The sequence below is a fragment of the Paraburkholderia sp. Clong3 genome, assembly GCF_050436485.1.
In the GTDB taxonomy this organism is placed as follows: Bacteria; Pseudomonadota; Gammaproteobacteria; order Burkholderiales; family Burkholderiaceae; genus Paraburkholderia; species Paraburkholderia tuberum.
Genome location: NZ_JBNDMH010000002.1, coordinates 2,849,453 through 2,874,699, shown reverse-complemented (window position 1 = coordinate 2,874,699; position 25,247 = coordinate 2,849,453). Strand labels below are relative to the sequence as shown.

The following is a 25,247-nucleotide window of genomic DNA, read 5'->3' as shown; positions in this document are numbered from 1 at the left end:
TTGCGACGATCGTTCCGTCGCTACCGTGCATGTTTTCCGTTTTCTGAAGCGTCCCCCGGTAGATGTCGTCCAACCGCGGTTTTGCGTCGAGGTGCGGCGGCGTCCACCGCCAGCAGCAAAAAGCATCGGCGTTGAAAGTCATCCTGGCACGGAGCAGCCCTGCGCAGTCACCGACGCGAGTTGAACAACCGTAATAGCTCCTCGCGTAGCTCGGAGATGTCCAGCACATGCTGTGCGCGCGTCACGGCCACGTAAAGCAGGCGCATCTCGTCCTCGTCAAGCGTCAGGCGCCCGTCAACGGTCTTGAAGCGAAAATCATTGGCTACCTTCACCCGTTTCCATTCCAGTCCCTTCGCACGGTGCACGGTCGAGATCACGTAGTCGGCGCCCGACTCGGGCGTAACTCGCTGCGCCAGCGCCCGCAGGTAGGCGGTGCCACACTCGTCGACGATCCGTACGATCGGTAGCAAGTCGCGCCCGACCGCGCTCCGGGCAAACGATTGAGCGTCCTTCCACGTTTCGAACAGCGAAAATGCCGCTGGCCGGAAAGCTCGCTTGCCGGCCAGCAACTGATCGGCGCCGTCTGCAAACGCTACGATCTCAGTGGGACTCATCCGGATCGCGGGCTTATGACCCGCTTCGACGCCCGCGGCCAATTGCCAGATCGCCGTCACATTCTTGCGACACAGGATGGCATCGACGGGCGGTGAGATATCCGGATCTTCCACCATGATCGAACCGATGTGGGCCTGGCCGCGAATCGGCGTGCACTCGCCAAGCAGAGCGAGAATACGACTGGCGAGCGCCGCGAACGTCGGTCCGAAGCGGAACGATTCGGTTAGCGCACGCTCGGGCGCGTCGATCTGTGCCATCGCATTGACCGCGCCGCGCCACTCATAGATTTGCTGGTAGGGGTCGCCGACGTAGATGATCTGCGCGTGGCCCTGGCGGGCAAGCACCGAGAGCATGACGCCATCGCTGTCCTGCGCCTCGTCGAACAGGATGAAGTCCGAATCGATACGCGGTTCTGTCTGCGCCCAGACTTTTAAATAGACGTCCGGCGTAACGGCGCTGCGCCCGCGTGGGTCAGTGCTCTCGTTCCACAGGCGCACTACGCAGGGAAGCAACGATTCGCGCAGCCAGTCGGCCGCCTTGTCATGTACCTTTTCGTCGACAGGGATGTGGAAAGCCTCCGGCCGCAGCCGCGCCGAGCGGCAGAATCTGCCCAGGCCGTCGGCAACCATCCGGCCAATTTCGAACGGCGTGACTTCGACGGTTTTGCCGGTGATGGTGGGCACCTGTATCGGTCGGAGGCCATAGCGGGCAGCCAATTCGTGCGGTGGCTCGGCCGGGAGATTCACGCGCGCGGTCAGGGCGGGAGCAACGGATGCATACGCGAGCGAATGCACCGTGCGCGCGCTGACATTCGGCGGAAAGCCGCGGCGAGCGTGCCCGGCGATTTCCTTGTTGAAGGCGAGATAGCTGCCGCGGTTACCGGCGAGATGATCGGCAACCAGCCGTAATGTCGAAGTCTTGCCCGCGCCGGCATACGCCTTGACCTTCAGGTCGCCGCCGCCAAGAACCGCATCTACGACGGCGTGCTGTTCGGCGGTAGGCTTAAACGAATGGGGCATGGCATGTGAGGCTGAGCGAAGATGCCCGTAGTGTGCCGGAAATTCGCCTATGGGCAAGCTGCGAGGCGGCAACCGATCTCCGTGCCGTCGACGGCTAGACGGCCGAATCCACATCGCGCCCGCCCCTCGCGGGTCGGGCTCTGCCGATCCCCATCAGGCAGAGCCCGGCCAAATTCGGCCGCTCTCTGCCGGTAACGTTTGTCGATCGAATGGCCGCTTGTGCCTGATATGCGCCGCTGGCAGTGCAACATTCTTCACTTGAGAGCCAGACGTCATTGGCTTTCGCTCTTCGTGGGAGACGACGTCGATCATGCGTGAACTGTCAAGCGCATTCAGGAATGCCTTTGGAAGCCGGCGAATAGCTGGCCGCCATCATCGCCTGTTTGCACTCAGGCCGCTTGGCCCACTCCGAAACCATCCGGTTGCCGGCTGTCCCATGGAGTTCTTCGGCCACTTCTCGCGCCCAAATTCCAATTTGAGCCAGCAGTTCGTCTGAAACTCTCTGTTTTGCCCAAATTCGTTCGAGCTTGATGGATGCGCCCAAACTATTGGCCGTGACCGCGATGGTGTAGGCGACAATGTTCGCTTGGAATGCTTGGAACATGAGGCGAACTAGCTTGGTCGTCGCCTTAAAGATGATCGCTTTAGCGATCATCGATTTGAACGCGTTGACGTCCGGAAGCGGGGGCACAGCCTCTTCTTCTTCGGCGGTGAGGGTCGACATGAAGCGATCGAAATTCTTTTGCGAGCCCATGCTGACCAAGTCAGGCTGGCAATCCCAAGCGTTGATGAACTTGGCCAGATCGGTTTTCGTGATCCGGCGAGCGGTAGGGATGGTTTCCTTCAATTGCCTAAGCTTGGCGGCTGTGGAGCCCTCGCGCATTAGCAGGGTGTTGTAGCTGCCTGCGGCACGCTCGTAAAACCAGCGGCTGACACCGTCGGGACAATACACCGAGAGCGAGAGCTTCTCGACTTCGACGTGGAAGGGTTTGTTAGCCGAAAGGTCCGATTGCTTCACCGCGTTCTGGCTGTTGGCGAAGCGCGAAATGTCCGAGATGAGAGCCTCTTCTTGCGCAGAGTCTGTCGCCTTCATCACGATGACTTTGGCGGCCACCCACACCTGCGAAAGATCCGTGTCGGGATACTTCTTCTTGGCAAAGAAAATGGATGCGGTCGTTTGGCCCCCGTTGACAATCTGCAGTCCTCGCAGCCACGCGATGCCTGGCGCGCCGTTGGCGTCCCGTTCGAGGCTAACCTCGTCGGTCACGAGAACCACTCCGTTGTTGTAAGCCATGAAGCGGTCTGGAGCATTGCGAATCGTCGCCGCAATGCCAGCATTGACCCCGCGTCCCTTGTTGCTCAGAAATGAGCGAACGTTGGCCTCCAGCAGGCGAGGGCCATAGCGATCGTAAATGAAGCGCAGCGCCTCGCCTGGAATGGCCGTTAACGCGTAGTCGTAGTCGCCGTTGGCTCCGGGCACATACACGCAGGGGATCGGGGCGCCGGACACCTCCTTGAAGTTGACGACCAGTTCGTCGCGCGGCTTGCCTTCCGCGACGTGCCGATAGAGCCGCTCGATGTCCATGACTTCGAGCTTGACCGAACGTCCTCCCACTTCACGAGTGCGAAAGCTCTTGGCCCTGGCAACCTTATCCGTGAGCACGAACACGCGAACTTGATCGAGCCCGTTGTAGTGCTCCTGAATAAGATTGGCCAATGCCTTCACCTCGGAGGAGTCGTCCAGGTCTCGAACCAGCGCGCCGGTTGTGCATCGTTCAAGGAACCGCAGGCATTGTTCAACGGCAGCGCGTGTCTCGGAATCGTTCACGTTAGTCACGACGTCCACGCCCCCATAGAGGCAGACAAAGAGGTCCAACTGGTCGCCGTCCTCGGAAATGGCGTATCCGGTCAGCCGGAAGACCGCATTGCGATACTGGCCCTCGTGATGACAAATGGCCGGATCGACGGTCATTCCGATATTCGCCAGATGAAGCATCATCACTTCTGCGAACGCGAGTTCGGGATAAAGCTGTCCTTCGCTCAGCTGTTGGCGGACCTCTTGTTGGGTCTCCGTCAAAAAATCTTGCAGTGTCATGCTAAGAGAACTCCAAGTCTTTGCAATACGTCTGTCGAGGAAAGGGGGAGCGTGCTGGCCAAGTCGACCTCGATCTCGTAGCTCGCGCGAAGAACGCCGACGGGCACGATTGCGGGAGTCAGCTTGGGGAAACCCGAGCTGACGTCAAAGAACCGCAAGTCAACCAGGGTGAACCGCCGGGTGAATCGCTCCGAGTGCGCGTCCACGTAGCCGGCGAAAAGAAGGCGGTCATTGAACAGATTGACTGCCAGAACGTCGGCAGCCAAAGCGTCTCGAACGGCTGCGGCTAGGTCGGGCAATGCAGACCCTGCCGGAGACTCGATGAAGCGAGCCGCTCCCAGAAAGAGGGGAGAGCGCGTCGAGTCGTCCAGTTGGTCCAGAGAGCCAATTTTCGCGCGAAATCCGGCCCCAGAAAGCGTCGACTTCACCTCCACCGCGCCGGCACCGATCTGGAAATCTTGCGATTCGCGCAGCGGCCCAACCCATGCCTGCAAGGCGAACGTCGGGCCCAACCCCGCTCTGAGCAACTCGCACAGGAAGGCCAGCTCGCCAGCGAGCCCGAGTTCGGCCTCCGGGCCCATACCCGAAGACCCGGATTGCATGAAGCTTTGCCATCCGCGAACACGGCTCAGAAAGCTGTGAAGCGTCTGGGCTTCGCTGCTCCCCACGCACGCGTCGAGTACACCAACGACATCGCTGACCATCACCTCAAACAACTCGTGGGCGCCGTCCGCCTGCCGCGACAGCGCAAGCCATCCCTCGCCCAAATCGTCAGAAATGACACGATCGACGGAAAAGCCTTGCCCGCTTGGCAGCGTGGATGCCGCAGGCAGGCGCGCGGAGTCAAAGCGTATGAGCACCGCCTCTTCGTTGCCGGGGAAGCGGCGGCCGGCGAGCAGACCACGCGGGCCGGCGTGCGCCACTGGCAGGGTGCGCCAGCCGTCGCCGCCGGAGTACCCTGACAGCGCTTTCCAGGCGAGCGAGAATTCCTTAATCGGCCGGGCCATAGTTTTCCCAGTGGCGGTGGTCCACGTCGTATGCGACGGTTCGGTCCGAATGGCTCTTAGGGAAGCTGACGCCGACGGCCATGATGGGAGCGTCCCATCCGTCAAATAGGGCGGAGACGTCAGATTTTTTCGGATCGAGCGGGTAAAGCAGCAGCAGGCCGTTTTCTGGCGAGGGCTTCACCACGCCCTCGACCCCGTCGCCTCGAATCTTGCGAATCGCCAGACCGCTGGGAATCTCGGGCTTCTTGGGCTGGGTACCGTCCTTGCGCCGGCCCGGGTCGTCGCTCCACGATTGCAAGGTCAATTTCATGGCCTCTTCCCATGCCGCTTGATCTAGGTCGAGCGCTTCATCCGAAGGGGAAAGCAGTCGCCCGATCGAGTACCGGCCTTTTTGAGCCGCCGAGTCATCGCCTTTGCGGCGCAGCATATTCGACACCATGATTCCATTTCCGAAATCATAGGGATCGCCCTCACCGCCCCCCATCAGCACGACTGTCCAGGTCGTCAGCTCATTCACCTTCATCATTGATGTGATGAACTCGGACAGCATTGCGCTGTTGACTTTGAGGGCCTCGCGGTGCGTTGAGTAGGCGTTGAAAAACTCCACAATGTCTTCGCCCGGTATGTCGCGCCAGAGCAGGTTTTTTCTCGGCGAATCGGAAGCGGGCGCCCCCATTTTGCTTAGAAGGCTTTTCGTCGCGTTCAAATTCTGTTGCAGCCGCTCCTTATTGGAGTGAAGGGCGACGGTTTCAAGCACTTGGCCGCTGAATGACAAATGCAGGGTCTTCGAGCTGCGCATTTTCAGTGGCGAGGTCACCATCAGCACTGGGTGAGAGAGGACCTTCAGGCCATACTCTCTTGGCGTCTCGCCGCTCTCGGCCATGAGGTCAAATTCCAGTCGTAGCTCCTCGGCCGCGTCGGCGATGTGGCAGAACCACTCGACTAGCTCCGGAGTGGTGTAGAGCCTGCACAAATCGACATAGGCCGGGCGATACCCGAACCATCGGCCCATCTGCATCAGGGTGTCATACATCTTCGTGGTGCGGACGAAGTAGCTCGTGCACAGGCCTTCGAGGGTGAGCCCTCGAGCCAGCTTCTCTCCGCCAATTGTGATGACTTTGAGGCCGACGCCCTCATGCTCGATATAATCCGTGGCTTCTTTGGCTAGGCCGTTGATCATGCGGACCTTGATGTCGGCCAGCGAGTCGGGCAGGGCGGCGAGCACCTGCTCCCAGGTCGGCAACGAGACGCCGTCCATGAGATCCGGAGCGGCTTCTCGAATTTCTTCGCTTTGTGGCACAAAATCCGATTCCCATAGCGCTTTCAGATCGGCGACAAGTTGGGTCTGCCCGATTTTGCGGGAAAGGCGCTGCGTCATGTCCCGGACCAACGCGTCGACCTGTCGATGCACTTCCTTCTGGACGTTGTTAAGCCTCGTCACGTGGATCAGCATCGAGCAATGCTCTTTACCCTGCCCCCTGCACACACGCGCGGCGCAGGCCAGAGTGAACGAGTGGATGGCTTCTATCAGGGATGGCGGTACCGTATCGGATCCCTTGTGCAGCGGCACGTGGGTGCCGTCATGCTTGGGGGGCATCCAGCCTTTTTTAGTATCTTCGTTGAAGTGGTCTTCGATGTAGCGAGTGAGACCAAGGCCACCGACGCGCCCTTCGGTGGTCAGCAGGCCAAACATCCGAGCTGGGCCAATATAGTTGGACGGTGCTGCCAGATTTGTGATGAAGCTGGAAGGAAAAAGGTCTTCGCCTTCATCAGTGGTCCAGTTGCTGCGGTGAATGAAGATGTTCGCAAACGGGGTCGCGGTATAGCCGACATAAGCGGCCTTTTCAAACGCGTTCAGCAGCTTGCGGATGCGGCTGTTGATGACCTTCGGCTGATAGTCCTCGTCAGGATTGCCGTCGGCGTCGAACAACTGCTCGCCGGTGTCGACTGATGCGTGGTCGGCCTCATCGTCGATGACCAGCAGCGGCAGGCTTGAGACGAATTTGCGTCCCGAGGAGTCGACCGAATCAGCGACGCGCGCATTGATCCATTGGATAAGCGTGTCCAGAACGCTCTTGTTCTTTTTCACGACAAACAGCCAGGGGCGTTCCTCCGGAGAGATGGCCAGATGCTTGGCGACTCTTCTATTGAAATCGCCTGAATCGGCGCGGCGGGTGGCGCATTGAGGCTGGATTCTTGCCTCGCCGTTGATCAGTCCGACCCCGATCAGCTGGCCCATTTCGCGCAAGCCCGCTGTTTCGTGACCGAGAAAGCCCTCTTCCAGGCGAATCTGGGTTTGCGACCGGAGGTTGTTGTGCATTCCTGCCAGAATGATGATGACCTTGTAGCCGGCGTCGGCGGCCTTGCATACGAGCCCGGTATAGTTGCCCGTCTTGCCCGACTGAACGTGGCCCACGACCAAGCCGCGGCGGTCCCATCGACCTTCGCGCTGCGGGTCTTCGAGGTTGCCGAGCACGCGATCGGTCGAGTCGTCCAGGGCCTTGATCGCCGCGTCCGACATCTTTCGCTCGGACCACTGCCGGTATCTTTCCCAGTATCGCCAGCCCTTTTTGCGCGCGGAATTCAGCCACGCGACGTGCCCCTCGGCATTGACGAGAGTGGTGTCCTTTCCGATCCACGAGCTGAATCGCCGGATAAGTTCGTAGACGACGGCCTGCTTGTGCGTTTCATCAAGGCCCTCCGGATGCAAGAGCCCGACCGCCATTGAAACCTGTTCTTCCACCATGGTCGGGTTGATCTGGGAGGGGGCCGCGACCTTCGCCGAAATCAGGTTCTGGGCGATGGAGATAATCCGCTGCTTGCTTTCGTCGTTGAAGGCCACTGGCTTTCCTATTGTTTATTGAGGCTCTTGCGCATCGTCGAAGCCCAGCGAGTCGACCAGCGCGGGATACGCGTGGAACGGCTCCATGTTCCCCAGGATATGTCTGGCAGACTCAGGGGACATTCCCTTGCGATGAATCATGTCTTCGAAGAGTACCCGCAGCACTTCGATCACGTTCGAAGGGGGCTCGTCTGCGAACTGGGTCTTGGGCGTCTCATTGTTCTCGGCCGTGTCTAACCAGATCCGCTGCACGGGAACGGTCTCCTCTATCACTCGAAAAGTCGCTCTGGCCAGCGGCGCGAGCGGTCCGGCGGCCTCCAGCAGCGCCTGGATGGCTGAATGGCTCTCGTCGATTCGATAGCGCATGCCGCTAGCCAGCCGCTCGACTCGCCAAGCCTGTTCTACGACGCCGTCTCCTGTCGAGCGTGTTGCGGGTTTGGCCCGAAACGCGAACACATGGCGAGCACGGCGCCGAGCGTCCTCGGCAAACTGCGTTAGCCAAGGGCGAAGCGCAGCAGGCGGCCGGGCGACGGACTTGCGAATGTCAATTCGCCACAGCGCGTCCGCCGTGTTTGGGATGTCAAGCCGGATCCGAGCCAGACGGTAGGATTCTTCCTTGTTCCAGGCGCGGCCTTGCCCAAGGCCCAGCCATCCGCCAGCCACGAGAAGACGTTCGTTTCGATACACGTAGAAGCCCTGTTGCGCCGTCCATCCGCTGGGGCCCTCGGCGCGCTTGTATTCTTCGGGCGACAGACGGTCCTTGTGTGGCAGTACATGGGTCGCGATCCGGATTGCGCCGCCCTCCGCTGGATAAGTGGCAACGGGCGACGTCCAGGATTTGGCGGGGTGGTACATCATGAACGGATCCCAAGGGCGAATTGCTCTCTCATTGATGCGCAAAATGAGCCGCGGGCTTTCGCCATCAAGGAATCGATGGAAAATCATCGCGAGCTGCTGCTCGACCTCATTGATGAGGTCGAAGAAGTTCTTCATGGTAAAGCCGGGCGAGACCACCCGGTCCATGCACTCCCACAGGACCAGCGTGCCGGAAGATTGCGCGGCCAGCGGCTCAATCAACGCTTCGGAGCCTGCGGCGGGCCCCTCATAAAGGAGCCAGTCGTCGTCCACGCTGGCTTCTAACGCGTCGAGGTCCCAGCGCAGGCAGTTGGTCTGGCCAGCCTTCTTCGATGCGACCGTCAGACGCCGGCATTGCGAAAGCGACGCGGTCTTAAGCCCCATGCCAAAGCGCCCCAGGTCGCTCGCGGCCCGCGCGTCTAGGGGATGGCGGTCGCCTAAGCGCATTGCGCTTTCGAGTTCCGCGTCGTTCATGCCCCGGCCATTGTCGAGTACATGGATGCAGCTGAGTGCCTCGCTCCAAGAAAATTCGATGTCGACTTCGGTGGCGCCGGCCGAGATGCTGTTGTCGATAATGTCGGCGAGCGCGGCCGCCGTTGAGTAGCCCAAACCGCGAAGCGCTTCAAGCATTGCCCCCGCGCGCGGTGGAACTTTTCTCGCGCTTGCGTTCATCGCCAAAATCCCGTGCCGGACAGATGCTCGAAGCCCAGCGCCATCAACATTCTCGCCACCTTTCTATGCTCGGGCTCCTCGATTTTTTGCATCATGATCCACACGTTGCCGACGCCACTGATGCGTTTGTCGACCACGGCCAAGTTGTAATTGGCGGCAAGCTTCAACCCGAACGCCAGGTTTTTGTCTACGCGTGCTTCCTCGTCCTCTTTGGCATTGCGGATGGTGTATTCCTCCACGACGTCCTCGCTGCTCGAATGAGAGTCAGATTGGAGGCATCCATCGTCATCAAGGGGGGCGCTATGTGCCTCATCCTCCTTGGCTGGCGAACATTCCGGCGTCTTTCTCATTCTGCCGCGACGCGGGTCGGGAAGAGGTGGCGACGCGCGTCGGGAAAGATCTGGCGCAAGGTCGAGCCAGATCTTCAACGCCTCAGATCGACCGGGATGCTTCAAGGCTTTGAGCGCCTTCGATTCAATTTGGCGAATCCGCTCGCGCGTCACGCCGAAAAGCTGTCCGACTTCTTCAAGCGTCTTCGATTCTCCGTCTTCCCATCCAAACCGCGCTCGCATGACTTCGGCCAGTCGCTCGGGCATGGAGTCGAGTTGCACGTCGAGGCTTCGTCGCAAGTGCTGTCTATCTACGGCGAGCAAAGCCTCCGCGGCCCTTTCGTCAGGAAAGCGATAGGTGGCCGGTGGCCGACCGTCGATCGCCCATTCATCTAGGCTCTCGGGACCGGCCTCTATTTGCATCAAAACGATTGCCCGCTCCGGAGAAGCGCGCATGAGCTTCGCGATGTCCACCAAAGGCATGCTTTCGCCGTTCGCCCTTTCGAATTCTGCCGCGAGTCGCTTGGCTTTGTTGATCTTCTCCCGTTGATGAACGGGGATTCGGATCATTAGTCCGGTGTCGGCGATGTAGCGTGTGATCGTCTGCCGAATCCACCATGTCGCGTAGGTCGAAAACTTAAATCCTCGCCGCCAGTCGAATTTTTCGGCTGCCTTCATCAAGCCCAAGTTGCCCTCTTGGATCAAATCGTCCAAAGGCAATCCGGAATGCAGATATTTTTTTGCCACCGAAAGTGCAAGGCCGAAGTTGGACACCACCATCTGATTCCGGGCCTGCAGAAATTGAGTGAGAAACGCTGAAAAATCCGCGGCGGCCTGTTGTTCGGAAGCACTCGCGTTTTCCATCAGGGAGAGCAGTAACGCTGTGGGGAGATGGGCGTCCGCGAGCGCCTGACGGATCGCGGGTGCGGGGGCTTCCGAGCGGTCCGCAAGCGACACGATCGCCGCGATTTTTCCTGCAATGCCTTTTGCGGCCGGCGCTCCCGCCTCGGGCTCGACTTCGGCGGTCCTCTCATCTAGATCATCTTTCTCGGGCTCGGTGGAGTCAGTCGAATCGGACTCGAGGGCGACGGGCTCCTGGGTATCATGCGCTTCGTCCTCGGCCGCAAACGACTCGGACTGGTGCGCATGCGGCCTATGAGTCGTTTCGTCGCTGGCGAAAGTGGAAGGCTCCGACGGCTCGGTGTCGTCGAATGACATCTCGCCGGACTGAATGCGTTCTCCGAAATTCGCAATGAGGGCGATTCCCTCGGGCCAGCGGGAAAGGGCATCGAGCGCGCCACCAATGCCCGCTTCCATTTCCCGACCTAGAGCCATTTCCTCGTCAGAAGTGAGCAGCTGCGTGGCGCCCCAACGAGCGCTTTTCGCGTTGCGGGCGTAGAGGTTCGGCGGGTCGTTGCGCTTGCTTAGGATGCCGTCGAGAAAATCGAGCGCTTCGTAGACAGCAGGGTCTGATAATGGCTCGTCATCAAGGCGAAACTGCATTGTGTCGTGGCCGATGCGCTCGTCGGTTTCGGCGCCCAGATCCGAGATCGTGGTTCGCAACGCGAATTCAAAACGACTTCTTTCCGCTTCCTGCTGAATCAGGATCAGCGATGCCACCTCTTCCTCGGGAACACTGCCTTGCTCGATCGCTTGCGCCAGTACTCGACGAAGTTCGCGATCGGCCTCCTCATCGACTGGACGTGGTCGCGCGCTGTCCGGCAGATCGAGATCAAAATCTGACCAATCCTCGAAGGAGTCAATGACGCGGTGGATGGCTATCGCCTTATTGGCCGCCACCGCGATCGCGGTGATCGTATCGTCGCTTTGAGGGCGCGGCGCATCCTGCTCTTCGTCCCAACCGGCGAGGTCAAGGCTGAGAAACAAGTCAGACTGGTCCGGTACGTCACAAGCCCGTCGGTTGGTAAAAGCTAGAACCTGCGGCTGAGGGCGCGAGGCGTCGGATTCCGACACGGCAATCTGTACTCCGAGCGCCGCGGCTGCTGGCTCATGCGGGATAGGCTCGGCAGGCGAATCGATCGCGGAAGACGTTTGCGGTGCCGATTGAAGCACCGATGAGGCAGTCACGGCTGACTCGTAGGAGCGCGCGTCGCGCGAAGTCAAAGCCGGCTGCGCCAACGCTTGGGCTCGTGACACATCCCGATCCGATGTCCTCTGACTGACAAGCCAGCCGAAGGGGTTGTCCTCTGCCCCGGGCCGATCGACATCCGAATAGAGACGGAGCGCATGAATCGTGGGTTCGGCAATTTTCGGCGTGGATATTTCCTCTACGAGCGCGTTGAGGGCCGATAATTCGTTGGCAGTGCGCGTGTCGAACGACTCGATCGTGGTTTGCCGTTCTTCATCCCGTTGAAACTCGGGTGCGTCAGCCTGCAAACTCACGCCATCAGAGGAGGCGACAATCTGGTCAGCCAAAGCCGACTCTGCCGATGTTTGCTTTAGCAGTTGAACAATGTCGGCATGGCCCTTGGCTTCGGCGAGCGCTTGCGCGTCCCGGTTGAATTGATCCTTAAGGGAAATATCTGCGCCCGAAGCGAGCAGCAGCTTGCAAATCGACAGGCGGCCATACGAGGCCGCCAACATCAATGGCGTAAGTCCTTTGTCATCGCGCGCCTCGAGCGAGTCGCCACGCTTCACGTGAAACCGGACGGACGCTTCAATGCCGGCGATGATCGCAACCTTGAAAAGTCGGCTAAGCCGAGGAGCAGGTTCAGAAACCGTCGGATTAGTCGGGTTCATGCTCGCTTCTTAGGTCCGCATGAGTCCAGACAGATCACGGACTCAATGACCTTGGAAAACAAAGCGATGGTGGTCTCAGATCTGCGCATGGTGACGCGATTTTTATTCTGTGGTAGCAGGCAGTGTTGTTCAGCTATACGAGCAGTTTTACTAATCGTGCGGTCATTTAATTGCTCGAAGGATTCTAGCCTAGCCGAACGATGTGACGAAAGCCCTGTATCACCATTTTGCCGAAAAGTTACATCGATGTGACCCTATAAATTCATCGAAATACACTGAGTGTTGTCGGATTTGACCGAGCGGGATGAACGATCAAACACTGATTCGATTAATTGCTCTCTGTTTTCGGAGGAAAGGGAGCCTCGGCCAGTCATTCGTTAGCCAATGACGAGCTCAAGGGCCTGGCGCCAAACAGCCTCACTTGTTCAGACCCAGTTTAAGTCTGGTATTGACAGCCGTTTCATGCAGTTATCCGCAGACGGAGTGCAGCCAATGTCCGCAACCGGCCACATCGCTGACCTGGAGACGAGCCAGGGTGATCGTCCGCAGAGGGTCGTTAGCTGACGTTGACACCCACCTTGGCTGAGCCGCTCGGGCATTCTCGCTTAATGTGGTTCCTGGCCGATGTTATCGGGCTGTTATCACAGAATTCCGGATGAGGGGCGGACTTGCCCGGAACGCGCGCCTTTTATGCACCCCTTCGCGCTCGTTGCCCCGAATCATAGCGTGCCGGCAGACCATGACCCGCGGACAATCCGATAAGGCGAATAAGGATTGCGCCTCAGTAGGTGACCTTAAACGTGGGCGAATCTTCCGGCCGGTGGCGCCGGTGGTCATAGAGACGCGTGGTCGCGATATTCGCGTGACCGAGCCATTCCTGCACCTTCGCGATATCGGCCTCGTGCTCGAGCGCATTGGTGGCCGCCGTTGCGCGCAGGCTGTGCACGCCGAAGCCGTCGATCGCGATCTTCACCCGCGCGGCGTACGCGAGCACGACCTTATAGACGCCGTCCGGTGTGATGGCGTTGCCTGAGCCACCACGCGCGCGCTGGAACAGCGCCGCGTTCGGCTGCTCGCCGTGCCCGGCGACCTCGACGTATGCGTGCACGCGCTCGGCGGTGCCCGGATGCAACGGCAGATAGCGTGTCTTGTCACCCTTGCCGTGCACGCGCAGGTGCGGCACCCCACGGCGTGCGTGAATGTCGCGCACCTTCAGGCGGCACAGTTCCTCGCGGCGCAGCCCGTGATACAGCAAGACCGACAGCAGCGCGCGATCGCGCAGGCCCTTGAGCGTCCCCGGATCCGGGGCGTCGAGCAGCGCGCGCGCCTGGTGGTCGCCGAGCGCCGGCGTCCTGCCCTCGTGGCTGTCGACCCTGGGCCGTTTTGCGCCTTTGACCGGATTGAAGTCGACCGCGTTCTGCTCGCACAGGTACTCGAACAGCGACGACAGCGCGGCGAGCTTGCGCCGGATCGTCGCGCCGGACAGCGCGCGCGTCTCGAGTGTTTTCCGCCACGCGAGCACGTGCGCGCGCGTGACGACGCGAAACTCTTCGGGCCGCTGGATGCCGGCGAAGCCCATGAAGTCGTGCAGGTCGATCCGGTACGCGCGCCGGGTGCGCGGGTTGTCGAGGTTGGCGAACCACTCCGCTTCGGCCGGGACGGCCGCGAGTTGCTGGAACTGCGCGGCGGTCAGGCGCCGCCCGGCAGACTGGGACTCAGGTGCGACCGGCAGCATCGACATGATTTTCTCCACGGAGTTCGGCGCGTAGTTCATGACCCTCGGCGCGAATCGCCGCGATCAGTTCGGCCGGCGTGATTTCGTAGCGCACCTCGCGGTGCATGCCGGGCCTGCGCGCGTCGGTGTCGACCGCAGCACGCTCCTGCCGTCGGCCGCGGCTTCGAGACGGACAGCGCGCCGGACCAGCTCGGAAACCGGATCGGTCTCGGTGAGCAGCTGCAGCGCGCCGTGCGCGCTAGGGATAGTGGAAGACATCGGTCTTGTTCTCCTGAAAACGCTCACCGGCTGCACCTGTAACAGCTCACCGCCACCGGCGGCAATTTACTCTTGATAACATATTTTATCAAGAGTAACTCCGGCAAGAAAGGGCGCGGCCTGCCGGGTGATGAAAAACCGGCAGGCCGCGCCCTGCCGACCTACTTGGGGTAGTGACCACATAGCCGACAAAAGTGCCATCTGACCGGCCCCTTCGATCAATAGGCTCTTGATGTCGGGGGAAACGGCCTTCGCGCGACGACGTGACACGAGACCCGGCGCTCCCTGGTCACGCAGTCTGCCGACCAGTCTCCGGATCTGCCGCGTCGTCAGCCTGAGCCGTTCCGCCGCGCGCCCCGGCTTGAGCCTGCCGTCGGCGACGTCCTGAATGACCCTGAACCTGTCCACTTCGCGCTTCGTCATCGTTATCCGTTCGGTCGCAGCCATCGAAGCCTCCGGCACTGGATTCCCAGCGACCGGTCAGCGTACGACGGATCGAAAAGCGGACATTACTATCTAGCCACTACAAGGCCGCCTGTGGAGATCAGGTGTTATGTCAATCAGGTGCCTCGGCTGGATGAACAAACTCCGGCCTAAACCGGCAGACATCGGCTCGTAGCAGGAACGCTCGATGCGCGATCCATATCCACGGTCGGACATGACCGGCCCCTTATTTATAAACGGAGGTGCTATGACGCAAATGACCAGGGATGAATCTGACGATTCCGGAAATAGACGGCAATCAGGCCACGCGGGCCGGGCGGATGAACTCACCTCGGAGCAGGCCGCGCAGCGAGCACTCGATGAAGGCGACAACGAAAAAATCGACAGGGCTCTTGATGAGCTTGACGTTTCAACAACCGAGTCGGGCAAGGATCAAACTTCCCAACCGGATACGGAAGGGTCCAATTCATCGAGCAAAAATCTTGACGAGCAGGACGAGTGAAGGGGCGGCACCCACGGGTGACCGTAGAGGGCGGCGTCTCGATTTACCCGCTGACACTGGCGGCGTCCCAAATAAGCCCCTGGCCGGTATCGAATGACGGAAAATAACTGATGAGAGGCGGGCGTTGACGGGCTTGGGCCGAGTGTCGCCAAGGGGTGAATCAGTGCCATTGAAACATCACAGTTCGGAACGGGGAGTGTTCCATCAGCGATCAGCGACTACCGGGTCGAGCCAGAAGCCGCACACTATTGCCTAGCGGTGGCTCGACCGCGCCAGCGGGCTTCCGGCGAAGGGGTCGTTTTTCCAGTCCGCACCGGTCCGCGTTGCCGGTTGGGCGAGCGCTCCGCACTGAAGCTCAAAGTGCCCGATTGATTGTCCCGCGCTAATAGCCTGTCTAAGCCATTGAGGCACCTCGCCTTCACCGCTCCAGGTATCACCGCCCGCGCTACGATAGCGACCCATCTCCGATCCCGCAGGCTCAGTCGCCAGGAAGGTAGCGAGGTCATCCGGGCTGATGCCGAAGTCATCCATGCGGTGGCGGAGATACGCAATCATGCTGTCCCGTTTCCGTTCGTCCATAAGGCGTTCCTGTAAAGTATTTTGCCGGCGCTTTTCATCCATCCGAGGCCGGCGAGGTGCAGGGGTGAAAGGGGCGACATGAAACTGCGCCAGGAAACCATCCGCGCCGACCGTGAGAAAAGACGCCGTCAAGGGTTGCCTGAAGCCAGCTGGCCGGAAGACAGGGAAAGCACGTGTTATTTGAGGCTCGCCGCTTCGCATTTCGGTGAAATATCATCTCCAGCTGCGCCTTGGGTAACGCTTTACAGATGCTGAACAGCAGTCGCGTAGGACTTCGCAGCTTCCTTCAGCTGCCCGGCCGCGGCCTGTACGCGCGTGGGCAGCTCGCTCAGCGCGAGCAGGGTGTCCGCACCGTCCAGCCGCCTGCGAAGCTCGACCACGAGATCCATGACGCTGGCGTCACCCACCCGCCGGCGATTGCTTTGTCTGGAGCTCACCCTGGAGCAGTCGACAAGGCGGTCAACCTTGCGGAAGTATGCTTGAGCAGCTACGCGATGCCTCGCATACAGCGAGGCAACATTTGACTTTGAAAGACAGTCTTTAACGACCTCGGCATTCATGCCGAAATGAACCTGCAGCGCGTCGGCGGCATCTGCCCGGTGAAAACATGCCACCTGATCAAACAGCGTCTCGCCGTCCGTGTCGATCAGATCGATCCAGACCTCACCGTCTTCGAGGATCTGGCCGGCGCGGAGAATCACCCGCTCGTCCTCATTTGCACAAGCGAGCATCCGGTGTCCGTCGACATCATCAACCGGCATCTCGAACACCTCTACCAGTTCCCCGCTCACTGCGACCTGCATGACCAATAACGCCATCTCTGCTCCTTACGATGGGAATGACGGGAATACCGCTGCGCGGATCAGGCGATCCAACCTGGCGACCGATATGAGTGGCATCTCACGGATACCAGGCGTGACCCCGAGATCTTCGCGGTTTCTTCAGTACGACGTTTCGCGACAACCTCGTTGATGTGGGCACCTGGCTCCGGCGACGCCAACACCTCACCGGAAGCAGCATCCTGGGGGCCATGAGATCCGGCGGTCGAAGGCCGGCGATAGGGGTACGCGTATCACGACGGGACAGATTTTCATCAAACCGGGGAGCGCCACGCATGGCCGCTCGTGCGCTGCAGGCCATGCCAACTTAACCGCGACTGTCGACCCAGCCGCGCGCCCATGCTGTAGCGTGCCCCACAGCCTGTGTTTCGCTATCGAAATAGTCGAGCGCATCAAACTTGTAGGCGACTGGCGCAGCACTGCGGGCGTCACTTCTTGTGAGCAGCAGATTCGCAGCAAACCAGCCGTCAGGTAACCGGTGAGCGGATGGGGAGATTGAATAACCGTTGTACTGGTGAACAGGTTTATTATTTTGCATAAGCGATAACCGACCGCACGACATCATGTCGTACCGGCGAAATAAATTAAAAAATGAGGCGAGACGGATCGTGTCGAAAAGACAAATGATGCGCCGGGTCGAAACGCGGCGATCAGATCGGGAGGGCATGGCTCCGCGAGGATGCTGGTCAGGCTAACAGGCAAAGGGCCGGTAGACCGGCCCTTGAAATACTTACCGCGGCGAGATATTCGCGGCCTGCATACCCTTCGGACCGCGCTTTGTCTCGTAGCTGACCTTCTGGTTTTCTGCGAGCGTCTTGAAGCCGTCCCCGCGAACTTCCGAGAAGTGAGCGAACAGATCGTCGCCGCCAGCGTCAGGAGTAATGAAGCCAAAGCCTTTGCTATCGTTGAACCACTTGACAGTACCGGTATCCATGAGAATTCCCTGAAATAAAAATAACAGCTCCGGTGCGGAGCGACAAAAACTTCAAGGAAGAAGAGAGGACAGCGAGTACCGCGCAGAAGAGGCGGAAAATGGGGATCAGCAATCGAGCTTCTTGAATATTTCGAGGTTCACAATATAGTGCCGGAGTGGGTCTGTCAATGCTTTTCGCAACGGGCTCCTCTCTCATCAGACGGTCCTTCGACGCAACGTGGTGGAGTCTTCATGTTTGGAGGTCAAACGGCCATTCCATCGCGATGACCGGTATGTAATGCAAGATAACCGGCAGCGAGCCGCTGCCGGTCCGGACTGCGCCCGATGCTAACCGCCGATCTGCTGGATCCCGGCCAGTCGCCAGGCCGGGTAGCCATGCGCGTGGCCCACGATGTTCCAGACCTCCTCGAACGGTGGCGCAATCTGCGCGTTCTCCTCTTCCCGCATCTGGCCGTGAAAGCGGAGGCTGACCAGGATTTCGCTGCCATGGTGTTCCGTGCTCAGCAGTTCCACGTCCAGCTGCGTAACTTCGGTATAGCTCGGCTGGTTGCCCCGATCTTCCAGGTCCCGCTTGATCACCGCGAACATTTCTGGCGTGGTCAGCTCGAAAAGGTCGCCTTGTTCGTTCTGGTCCCATGCGCGTTGCAGACGCAGGAACAGGGTCCTGGCCGATGCCAGCAAGACCGCCTGATCCAGCCCGACAGGCAGCCCCGGCACTGTCGTTGTTTGTGCAGGTGCGGCGGGATTCATCGCTGTGCGCGCCCAGGCAGCAAGCCTGGTCTCAGGCGCCGCCTGCCCGCTCTGATTCATGAGCAAGGAGCCGTTCATGCGCTGCCCGTTCGTCGCGTCGTGCCCATAAGCGAGATCTGGACGGCGCCGGTTGGCGATGAAGCGGAACAGCATGATGCCGGCGACAATCACGAGGCCGATCACCACCACGCTCGACAGCATCTGGGCCAGCCCTTCACCCAGCCCCAACGACGACATCAGCGCGGCAATGCCAAGTCCTGCGGCCAGGCCGGCGAGCGGGCCCATCCAGCGGTTGGCTGGCTTGGCGGCAGCGGCCGCCGGCGCGGCCTGCTGCGCCGGTTGAGCTTGCTGGCTCCGTTGGCTTTGTCCGGACGGCGACGCCGCCTGCGACTGGCGGCCGACACTACTACCACCGCCAATACGCTTTGCTTCGGCGTCGTTGGACGCGACAGTGCCCGCGACGAGCAATAGCGCCATGGCCAGTACAGCTGTACCGCGCGTCACGGCACTCGCAAGGCGTCGCAGTTGATCGATTGTGTGCGAAAACATAAGAATCTCTTTTGTGAACCGGCAAGCCGCGACTATGCCGCTCGCCGGGGGTCATCGGGCCGGACGGTTGAAAGCGCCCGGCCACCCGGCTGATAGTCCATCAGCTTCCCTTGTAGATCGAATGATCCGAGGCCACCCGGGTCGGTGCGCCGGAAGCGCCCGAATTCACGACGCCACCGTAGCCACTGAGTACCTGCTGAACGGCCAAGCTTTTCAGCGCGCCCTGGAGGTGCGCCGGGTAGTGCGCGTCACCGTGGTTACGGTCGTAGCCGGCTTCGTGCAGCTGGACGAGTTCCGCGCGCACCTGCTCACGCGTCAGCGGACCGTTGCTGCTAGCGGACGCCATCGTGGGCAGCGCAAGGACCGACACGAGCGCGAGAATGGGGATAAACGTTTTAGCCATGATTAATTATCCAATTTAAAAGTCAGAAACAGAAAATAGTGGGTTAGCGAAACAACGACCGCCGGGGGCGGAAGCCTTTTGCTGAGTCGTTGAAGCCAGTTTATCGGTTTAACGCGTCATTACAATAACCTTTCACCCAACAGATACTTGTCGCGCCTGCAACGTCACCGGGGTCCCGTTGGTGCATAGCAATGACACACGACAAAACGCCGGAGCGAATGACGAATTCGCTCCGGCGCCAAATGCAATGAAACTGTCGCTAATACCGGAAAGGGGACGGAATGCCGGTCTGCGCGGCTGAATGCCGGCCCGGTTGCAGACGCTCAGGCCGCGACGATGCTGCTCACCGGGGGCATCGGGTCGGGCAGTTCAAAGCGCCCGGCCATTCGGCTGATAGCCGATCAGCTTCCTTTGTAGATCGAATGATCCCAGCCTGGCTGGCTGGATGCGCCGGAGGCTGTCGAGCCCAGCCTGGCGGGTGCACCGGAGACTGCCGAGCCCGAGTGCACGCCACCGTAGCCACTTTGCGCGCGCTGCTGAGTCGCCACGTTTTCCAGCGCAGCCTGGACGTCCGCCGGATAGTGCGCGTCGCTGTGGTGGCGGTTGTGGCCCGCCTGCTGCAGCTGGACGAGTTCCGCGCGCACCTGCTCACGCGTCAGCGGACCGTTGCTGCTAGCGGACGCCATCGTGGGCAGCGCGAGGACCGACACGAGCGCGAGAACGGGGATAAACGATTTAGCCATGGTTAATTATCCAATTTAAAAGGTCAGGAAACAGAAAATACTGGTTAGCGAAACAACGACCGCCGGGGGGCGGAAGTCTTTTGCTGAGTCGTTGAAGCCAGTTTATCGGTTTAATGCTTAATTACAATAACCTTTCACCCAACGGATACTTTCCGCGTCTGCAACGTCACCGGGCGTTCAGTTGAAATAAATCCATTTGCAAACGACGACGCCGGAGCGAATCACGAATTCGACCCCGCGCAAAAAGCAATGAAGCTGTCGCTAATACTGGAACGCGATGGAATGCGGTCTACGCGGCTAGGGGCAGGCCCGGATGCAGACGATCAAACCGCCCGGCCGGTGGGCTCACGGCTCATCAACTCCTTTGAAGATCGAATGATCCCAGACCACCTGGGTCGGTGCGCCCGAAGCCGCCGAGCCCGATTGCAAGCCACCGTGGCCACTGAAGGCCTGCTGCTGAGCCGCCACGCTCGACAGCACTGCCTGCAATGCGTCGGATAGTGGGCGTCACTGTGGTTGCGGTTGAGGCCGAGCTCGATCGCGGTCAGAACCGTCTCACCAGGCGCATGCCTTGCGATCGCACGCCCTATCCCAGCAACGCTGTACCTGATCCTCCGGAGAAAAAGCATGGCAGACGTCGAACAGTTCAGGGATGACCTGGAAAACAACGCGGACGGCCTGATTGGCGGAAGCCGCGGTGACTTCATGGAAACGCTCGGCGAGGCCGTCTATGCGCGGGTCGCTGGCGACCAGCTGGACAGCATCATTGCTGCTTACCTGACGCTCCAGGAGGTAATCGATGCGAATGTCGATAACCTCGATGACGAGGCCGACGAGGCGATCGATGAAGCGACGGCCGGATTCAATGAAACGGTCGGCAGGATTCTGGGCGTGTAACGACGCATGAACCCAATCGTTCCGTTTGCACGGGCGGCGTCTGTGCCTGCGCTGGTCAATGGGGACTCAGGATAACGCCGCTGGATGACGCGACGCCGTCCAGGGCCGCCGTGCTCACGCAGCAAGCCTACGACCTGATGCCGCGCGTGAAGATCACGGATCTGCTGCTTGAGGTCGGTCAGTGGACCGACTTCACGCGACACTTCACACATCTGAAAAGCGGTGCGGAGCCGCCCGAGCGGACGCTGTTGCTGACCGCGATCCTCGCCGACGCCTTCAACCTTGGCCTCGAAAAAATGGCCGATGCCTGTCCGGGCACGAGCCGCGAAGCTGTCGTGGCTGGTCGCTTGGTACGTCCGCGACGAGACCTACCAGAAGGCGCTCGCAGAGCTGGTCAATTATCAGCATGGTTTGCCAACACCCCACGCCAGCGCCCCCGGCTGTCCTCAGGTCGCGCGGGTCGGGGTTGTAGTTGATCCGGCGCATGATCTCGGCGACCGCCTTGATCTCGGTGGCGCAGCTACGGCTGCCCAAGCGCCGCAACGTTGCAATAGCTGGAATTCATACTTTACTGACAGGTTATTGAAAGGTAGCAGTAAGAATGTAGACTTACTTCATCGACCTGGCATACAGGCTCCCGCCCCGCCAGGCCGTCGTTTCACTAACTCAGCGTTCGTGTTCCTGGTAACCCGACGCTTACATAGAGATACTCATCATGGCCAAAACTAAAGTGTTCATCCCTGCTCTCCTTATCGCGTCGATGCTCGCCATTCCCACGGTCGCGTCCGCTCACGGCAACGGTCCGCTGACGCGTGACCAGGTGCATGCCGAACTGGTCCAGTTGCGGCAGGCCGGTTACCACGGCAGCGTAGATTCGCAGTATCCGGCGGACCTCCAGGCTGCAATGGGGCGCGTGGGGGCTCAACAGCAGGCGTCCGCCAACTCAGGCTACGGCGGCGTAAGCACGGGTTCGTCAGCTAGGGGGGCACCGGCTCACCAGGCATCGGCTCACCCGATCGCGGATCACGATCACTCGATTTACCGTGGCAGCTGATGGGCGAGCAGTTCAGTGGCCGGCCGCGCGACATGCTGGCGGCACCGCCCCAGCCTGTCGGTTCATTAAACTCAATTCGTCCGTGTAAAAATGAAAAAGATTATTCTCGCTCGCGTGGTGTGCCGGCGCCGGCGTGACGTCGATCACCGCGGTGCAGCCGCTGCACGTCGCGGCGTGGATCGAACTGCAGACGCAGACGTCGTCGGCGCCGACCGTCAAGCAGCGGCTCGCGGCGATCCGCCACCTGTTCGACTGGCTCGTCACTGGCCAGATCGTGCCGCACAACCCGGCCGCCTCGGTGCGCGGGCCCAGTCACACCACGAAAAAGGGCAAGACGCCGGTGCTGGACGCCACCGAGGCGCGGCAGCTGCTCGACAGCATCGATGTGACGACGCCGATCGGCCTGCGCGATCGCGCGCTGATCGCGCTGATGGTGTTTTCGTTCGCACGGGTCGGCGCCGCGCTCGCAATGCGCGTCGATGACGTCTATGTGCAGCACCGGCGGCTGTGGGTGCGTCTGCGCGAAAAAGGCGGCAAGCGGCACGAGATGCCGTGTCATCACACGCTCGAAGCGTACCTGCACGCCTACCTGGACGGCACCGGGATCGGGGACGATCCGAAAGGACCACTTTTCCGCACGATACGGCGCGGTACCGGCCAGCTCAGCGACACGCCGCTGCCGCAGGCGAATGCATATGCGATGGTTGGGCGTCGCGCGATCGCGGCGGGTATCAGTACGGCAAGCGGCAACCATACGTTCCGCGCGACCGGCATCACCGCGTACCTGAAGAATGGCGGGACGCTGGAGAACGCCGCGGCGATGGCCAATCACGCATCGACCCGCAGCACGCAGCTCTACGACCGGCGCCACGACGACATCAGCCTGGACGAGGTGGAACGGATCCGCGTGTAAGACATGGTCGCTCCTTTCCACACTTACTTTGCAGTCCATAGTAAATGGAATGTCTCAAACCGGCCAATAGTCGACATCCGACTCGATGGTCCGTTTGACATTCGGACGGCAGCTTCGCATCCTACACCTGCCGGATGCCAACCAGTACCGGTCTGGCCTTTCACCGGCTTCACGTTTTCCGTTCGGCCAAGTCGAGAATGGCGAGAAGTCCAACAGTCCAACAGCAGCCACCATATCCGACAGTCCACCCCTTGAGTGAAAGCGCTGACAACAAGCCTGAGCGCGCCCTTCTCGCGCCGCTCAAAGGGACAATCGCAAACTGCGGCGCACCGCGCTACATTCTCCTCAGGCGGTTTCGGGCTTCGCACGTGCGCTTTATATGTGAACAGGTCGGGACGGCAAGGCTTCCGGCGCTGGCGATAACGCCATCTAACCTGGATCAAGTTGGTCAGCGGCCGTCCGTCCTGAGACCGAAGGCTATCCCATCGATCGCACGATGAGTGAAACAAGGGAGCAGCGTCGAATAGCGATGGAAAAGGCGTAAGTGATGTTTTTTTTTGGCAAAGCCGTTGTCGTCGTTCTATTCTGAAGTACCGTTCGATAGGCCAGTTGCAGACGGTGGGTCATCGTCCGGACCGCCACGAGTCGACCTCAAAAGACCGTCTTCATTGGACCAATCGTATGTTCCTTTTTCAATGGAAAGCAGACGTCGGATTAGGCGATATATCGACATTCCTCGGCTTTCTCGCCGCGGCAGTCGGCCTTTTCTTCACGGCGTGGCAACTGAAGGAGGGGGTGAACGTCCGAAAGGCGGAAGTCAACGTCCGAAGGGCGGAATTCCTTCTTAACACTACAGAACGTTTCTTTTCAGACGTTGAAGTCCGACGACTGTATTACGACATTGACTACGGCGATTTTGATTTGACTTTCGTGCAAAGCGGGCCGCGATTGATTCCGGAAAATGTCCGTCGTGGAGGCGGAGATGCGAAACCATTCATTGGTAGCGAAGATGAACGCTTACTCGACAGCTTGCTATACACCCTTGACGTTATCGCTCGGATAGCAGCAATGGATGTCATGACGTCCGCCGACGTCCAAATTTTTCTTTTTCAAGCAGCGCAGGTTCTGAGAAATAATGCGGTGAAGCGTTATATCGAATCCGTGAATATCGACCGCGCTATCCTCGACGCCCCAGAAGCTCACGGAGCGATTCGTAAGCTTGTGGAAGAGATGATCGCGAAGCAGCGACGTTACGTCCCGCATTGAAATATCCCGGAGTGGTTCGGCTAGGCCTGCAAAACTCGGGTGATGGGAGCGAAAAGTTGATCCACACACGCGATCGGCCATTCATGGACCGACAGTTCCGTTGAAATATCTATCTGGGAGCGAGGAAGGTGATGAATTGGGCCAATTTGGTCTCCACACTGGCAGCCGCCGGATTAACTGGCGCGGCTTTAGCGGCCATCGTTTCGTGGCTGATAAAGCGCTCCGTTGAACATCAGTTCAACATTAGACTGGAGAAATTCAGGATCAGTCTGCAAGCAGAGTCGGCGAGGGAGCGGGCGGAGGTCGATGCGAGTATCAAGATCACGGTCGAAACCGCCTTGGCGGAATCGGCTGCGGGACGAAACTATGAATGGGAAGCGCGGAAGCGGCTCTACACGGTTGTCAGCCCGCTGCACTTTCAGCTCTTATTAGCATGCCGCGACCTGGCTGCGCGCATCAATGAGCATGGCATCCATCCGACATACGCGATGCAAATGGGTTCATATTATGGTCAAAGCACACTCTATCGAATATTGCGACCGTTAGCGATTTGCGAACTCGTCGAAAGGCAGATAACCGTGGCTGATTTCTCAGTCGACTCAATTGGAATGGAAATCCTGCGGTTTTACAAGGCGTCCATGTCTATTTTTTCGGGCGCGCACGTCGTTGGTCAACACCCGAAAGCGATCTGGGACCGACAAGAGGAACATATTTTTTATCACTCGATCTCGAGCGCCGTTGATCACTTGATTGTGTCGGATCGGTGCATGCGCTTCTCTGAGTTTGAGAATCTTCTGTTGTCAGGAGACCTCGCAGACAATCTGCATCCGTTTCCCGAGATACTAGAATCATTTTCTGTCGACAAGAAGCCGATTTTTTGGGTTCGACTTATTTCGTATGCAGTGCTGTGCGCGAATTTTGTCAACAAGCACGGCGATAACGAAAAACTTCAGTTTGCGCCGCGACATATAGAAACGAGGAGGCTGCTTGAGCAGTCAAATGATGAATATATCCGAAATGAGCTGACCAAGTTCGTTCAACGATGCGATGACGTCACGTCCTTTAAACTTTAGAATATGACGTGCCGCAATCATAGACGGAAGATCGATGTCGCTGGGCTACTCATATGTTCGCGGGCCGCTGGAACAATCGGCAGCGAACGCGAACCGGTCACGTTCGGCAGTGGG

19 protein-coding genes and 4 pseudogenes are annotated in these 25,247 nt (G+C 59.7%); 7 read left to right on the top strand and 16 right to left on the bottom strand.

Features of this window, described 5'->3' with window-relative positions; genetic code table 11:
* Window positions 1-167 precede the first annotated feature (167 nt).
* The 9 genes and pseudogenes from OKW30_RS17380 to OKW30_RS17340 all read right to left on the bottom strand — a co-directional run.
* Window positions 168-1,634, bottom strand: a complete 1,467-nt coding sequence (locus OKW30_RS17380) for a 3'-5' exonuclease (protein WP_429347765.1) — start codon at window positions 1,632-1,634, stop codon at window positions 168-170.
* Window positions 1,635-1,956: 322 nt separating this feature from the next.
* Complete coding sequence (locus tag OKW30_RS17375; protein WP_429347208.1) at window positions 1,957-3,729, bottom strand: AIPR family protein; 1,773 nt, start codon at window positions 3,727-3,729, stop codon at window positions 1,957-1,959.
* Window positions 3,726-4,736: a PD-(D/E)XK motif protein gene (locus tag OKW30_RS17370; RefSeq protein WP_429347207.1), complete on the bottom strand. Its 1,011-nt coding sequence runs from the start codon at window positions 4,734-4,736 to the stop codon at window positions 3,726-3,728. Before OKW30_RS17370 ends, OKW30_RS17375 begins: the two co-directional genes overlap by 4 nt.
* Window positions 4,720-7,578, bottom strand: coding sequence for a Z1 domain-containing protein (locus OKW30_RS17365; protein WP_429347206.1), 2,859 nt, complete (start codon window positions 7,576-7,578; stop codon window positions 4,720-4,722). Before OKW30_RS17365 ends, OKW30_RS17370 begins: the two co-directional genes overlap by 17 nt.
* Before the next feature lie 15 nt (window positions 7,579-7,593).
* On the bottom strand, window positions 7,594-9,063 hold the full coding sequence (locus OKW30_RS17360) for an ATP-binding protein (protein WP_429347205.1): 1,470 nt from the start codon (window positions 9,061-9,063) through the stop codon (window positions 7,594-7,596).
* Between the two features lie 38 nt (window positions 9,064-9,101).
* Window positions 9,102-12,194 carry a sigma-70 family RNA polymerase sigma factor gene (locus tag OKW30_RS17355; RefSeq protein ID WP_429347204.1) on the bottom strand — a complete coding sequence of 1,031 codons (3,093 nt, stop codon included), beginning with the start codon at window positions 12,192-12,194 and terminating at the stop codon, window positions 9,102-9,104.
* Between the two features lie 781 nt (window positions 12,195-12,975).
* Window positions 12,976-13,935, bottom strand: coding sequence for a tyrosine-type recombinase/integrase (locus tag OKW30_RS17350; RefSeq protein ID WP_429347203.1), 960 nt, complete (start codon window positions 13,933-13,935; stop codon window positions 12,976-12,978).
* Window positions 13,910-14,187, bottom strand: a pseudogene (locus OKW30_RS17345) (hypothetical protein). Before OKW30_RS17345 ends, OKW30_RS17350 begins: the two are co-directional and overlap by 26 nt.
* A gap of 207 nt (window positions 14,188-14,394) precedes the next feature.
* Window positions 14,395-14,634 (bottom strand): annotated as a pseudogene (locus OKW30_RS17340) (helix-turn-helix domain-containing protein); the annotation flags it as partial.
* A gap of 244 nt (window positions 14,635-14,878) precedes the next feature.
* Between OKW30_RS17340 and OKW30_RS17335 the strand changes: the two are divergent.
* On the top strand, window positions 14,879-15,133 hold the full coding sequence (locus OKW30_RS17335; RefSeq protein ID WP_429347202.1) for a hypothetical protein: 255 nt from the start codon (window positions 14,879-14,881) through the stop codon (window positions 15,131-15,133).
* A gap of 252 nt (window positions 15,134-15,385) precedes the next feature.
* Here OKW30_RS17335 and OKW30_RS17330 read toward each other — a convergent pair whose 3' ends face one another.
* The 7 genes from OKW30_RS17330 to OKW30_RS17300 all read right to left on the bottom strand — a co-directional run bounded on the left by OKW30_RS17330 (window position 15,386) and on the right by OKW30_RS17300 (window position 19,930).
* Window positions 15,386-15,712, bottom strand: a complete 327-nt coding sequence (locus OKW30_RS17330; protein ID WP_429347201.1) for an H-NS family nucleoid-associated regulatory protein — start codon at window positions 15,710-15,712, stop codon at window positions 15,386-15,388.
* Window positions 15,713-15,954: 242 nt separating this feature from the next.
* Entirely contained in the window at window positions 15,955-16,530 is a 576-nt protein-coding gene (locus OKW30_RS17325) for a hypothetical protein (RefSeq protein ID WP_429347200.1), read from the bottom strand.
* Between the two features lie 328 nt (window positions 16,531-16,858).
* Window positions 16,859-17,089, bottom strand: coding sequence for a hypothetical protein (locus OKW30_RS17320; protein ID WP_429347764.1), 231 nt, complete (start codon window positions 17,087-17,089; stop codon window positions 16,859-16,861).
* A gap of 192 nt (window positions 17,090-17,281) precedes the next feature.
* Window positions 17,282-17,485 carry a cold-shock protein gene (locus OKW30_RS17315; protein ID WP_429347199.1) on the bottom strand — a complete coding sequence of 68 codons (204 nt, stop codon included), beginning with the start codon at window positions 17,483-17,485 and terminating at the stop codon, window positions 17,282-17,284.
* Between the two features lie 327 nt (window positions 17,486-17,812).
* Window positions 17,813-18,784 carry a Tim44 domain-containing protein gene (locus OKW30_RS17310; protein WP_429347198.1) on the bottom strand — a complete coding sequence of 324 codons (972 nt, stop codon included), beginning with the start codon at window positions 18,782-18,784 and terminating at the stop codon, window positions 17,813-17,815.
* A gap of 100 nt (window positions 18,785-18,884) precedes the next feature.
* The gene (locus OKW30_RS17305; protein ID WP_429347197.1) at window positions 18,885-19,187 is read right to left on the bottom strand and encodes a DUF4148 domain-containing protein; all 303 of its coding nucleotides are present in this window, start codon (window positions 19,185-19,187) and stop codon (window positions 18,885-18,887) included.
* A 401-nt stretch (window positions 19,188-19,588) separates the two neighbouring features.
* Window positions 19,589-19,930 (bottom strand): DUF4148 domain-containing protein, encoded by a 342-nt coding sequence (locus tag OKW30_RS17300; protein WP_429347196.1) that lies wholly within the window; start codon window positions 19,928-19,930, stop codon window positions 19,589-19,591.
* Between the two features lie 627 nt (window positions 19,931-20,557).
* Between OKW30_RS17300 and OKW30_RS17295 the strand changes: the two genes are divergently transcribed.
* The 6 genes and pseudogenes from OKW30_RS17295 (at window position 20,558) to OKW30_RS17270 (ending at window position 25,133) form a co-directional block, all read left to right on the top strand.
* Window positions 20,558-20,827 carry a hypothetical protein gene (locus OKW30_RS17295; protein WP_429347195.1) on the top strand — a complete coding sequence of 90 codons (270 nt, stop codon included), beginning with the start codon at window positions 20,558-20,560 and terminating at the stop codon, window positions 20,825-20,827.
* A 62-nt stretch (window positions 20,828-20,889) separates the two neighbouring features.
* Window positions 20,890-21,244 (top strand): annotated as a pseudogene (locus OKW30_RS17290) (Tn3 family transposase); the annotation flags it as partial.
* 298 nt (window positions 21,245-21,542) lie between these two features.
* Complete coding sequence (locus OKW30_RS17285; RefSeq protein ID WP_429347194.1) at window positions 21,543-21,881, top strand: DUF4148 domain-containing protein; 339 nt, start codon at window positions 21,543-21,545, stop codon at window positions 21,879-21,881.
* 109 nt (window positions 21,882-21,990) lie between these two features.
* A pseudogene (locus OKW30_RS17280) lies at window positions 21,991-22,794 on the top strand (tyrosine-type recombinase/integrase); the annotation flags it as partial.
* Between the two features lie 681 nt (window positions 22,795-23,475).
* A complete protein-coding gene (locus tag OKW30_RS17275) occupies window positions 23,476-24,060 on the top strand; it encodes a hypothetical protein (RefSeq protein ID WP_429347193.1) in 585 nt (194 codons plus the stop codon).
* 131 nt (window positions 24,061-24,191) lie between these two features.
* Complete coding sequence (locus tag OKW30_RS17270; RefSeq protein ID WP_429347192.1) at window positions 24,192-25,133, top strand: hypothetical protein; 942 nt, start codon at window positions 24,192-24,194, stop codon at window positions 25,131-25,133.
* Window positions 25,134-25,247 lie beyond the last annotated feature (114 nt).

What these genes read in the sequence shown, in the direction of transcription:
- OKW30_RS17360 (WP_429347205.1), bottom strand. Translation starts at nt 9,063, where the DNA reads ATGCTTGAAGCGCTTCGCGGTTTGGGCTACTCAACGGCGGCCGCGCTC.
- OKW30_RS17275 (WP_429347193.1), top strand. Translation starts at nt 23,476, where the DNA reads ATGTTCCTTTTTCAATGGAAAGCAGACGTCGGATTAGGCGATATATCG.
- OKW30_RS17380 (WP_429347765.1), bottom strand. Translation starts at nt 1,634, where the DNA reads ATGCCCCATTCGTTTAAGCCTACCGCCGAACAGCACGCCGTCGTAGAT.
- OKW30_RS17325 (WP_429347200.1), bottom strand. Translation starts at nt 16,530, where the DNA reads ATGGCGTTATTGGTCATGCAGGTCGCAGTGAGCGGGGAACTGGTAGAG.
- OKW30_RS17335 (WP_429347202.1), top strand. Translation starts at nt 14,879, where the DNA reads ATGACGCAAATGACCAGGGATGAATCTGACGATTCCGGAAATAGACGG.
- OKW30_RS17315 (WP_429347199.1), bottom strand. Translation starts at nt 17,485, where the DNA reads ATGGATACCGGTACTGTCAAGTGGTTCAACGATAGCAAAGGCTTTGGC.
- OKW30_RS17355 (WP_429347204.1), bottom strand. Translation starts at nt 12,194, where the DNA reads ATGAACCCGACTAATCCGACGGTTTCTGAACCTGCTCCTCGGCTTAGC.
- OKW30_RS17270 (WP_429347192.1), top strand. Translation starts at nt 24,192, where the DNA reads ATGAATTGGGCCAATTTGGTCTCCACACTGGCAGCCGCCGGATTAACT.
- OKW30_RS17350 (WP_429347203.1), bottom strand. Translation starts at nt 13,935, where the DNA reads ATGTCGATGCTGCCGGTCGCACCTGAGTCCCAGTCTGCCGGGCGGCGC.
- OKW30_RS17285 (WP_429347194.1), top strand. Translation starts at nt 21,543, where the DNA reads ATGGCCAAAACTAAAGTGTTCATCCCTGCTCTCCTTATCGCGTCGATG.
- OKW30_RS17320 (WP_429347764.1), bottom strand. Translation starts at nt 17,089, where the DNA reads ATGCAAAATAATAAACCTGTTCACCAGTACAACGGTTATTCAATCTCC.
- OKW30_RS17310 (WP_429347198.1), bottom strand. Translation starts at nt 18,784, where the DNA reads ATGTTTTCGCACACAATCGATCAACTGCGACGCCTTGCGAGTGCCGTG.
- OKW30_RS17305 (WP_429347197.1), bottom strand. Translation starts at nt 19,187, where the DNA reads ATGGCTAAAACGTTTATCCCCATTCTCGCGCTCGTGTCGGTCCTTGCG.
- OKW30_RS17375 (WP_429347208.1), bottom strand. Translation starts at nt 3,729, where the DNA reads ATGACACTGCAAGATTTTTTGACGGAGACCCAACAAGAGGTCCGCCAA.
- OKW30_RS17330 (WP_429347201.1), bottom strand. Translation starts at nt 15,712, where the DNA reads ATGGACGAACGGAAACGGGACAGCATGATTGCGTATCTCCGCCACCGC.
- OKW30_RS17295 (WP_429347195.1), top strand. Translation starts at nt 20,558, where the DNA reads ATGGCAGACGTCGAACAGTTCAGGGATGACCTGGAAAACAACGCGGAC.
- OKW30_RS17370 (WP_429347207.1), bottom strand. Translation starts at nt 4,736, where the DNA reads ATGGCCCGGCCGATTAAGGAATTCTCGCTCGCCTGGAAAGCGCTGTCA.
- OKW30_RS17300 (WP_429347196.1), bottom strand. Translation starts at nt 19,930, where the DNA reads ATGGCTAAATCGTTTATCCCCGTTCTCGCGCTCGTGTCGGTCCTCGCG.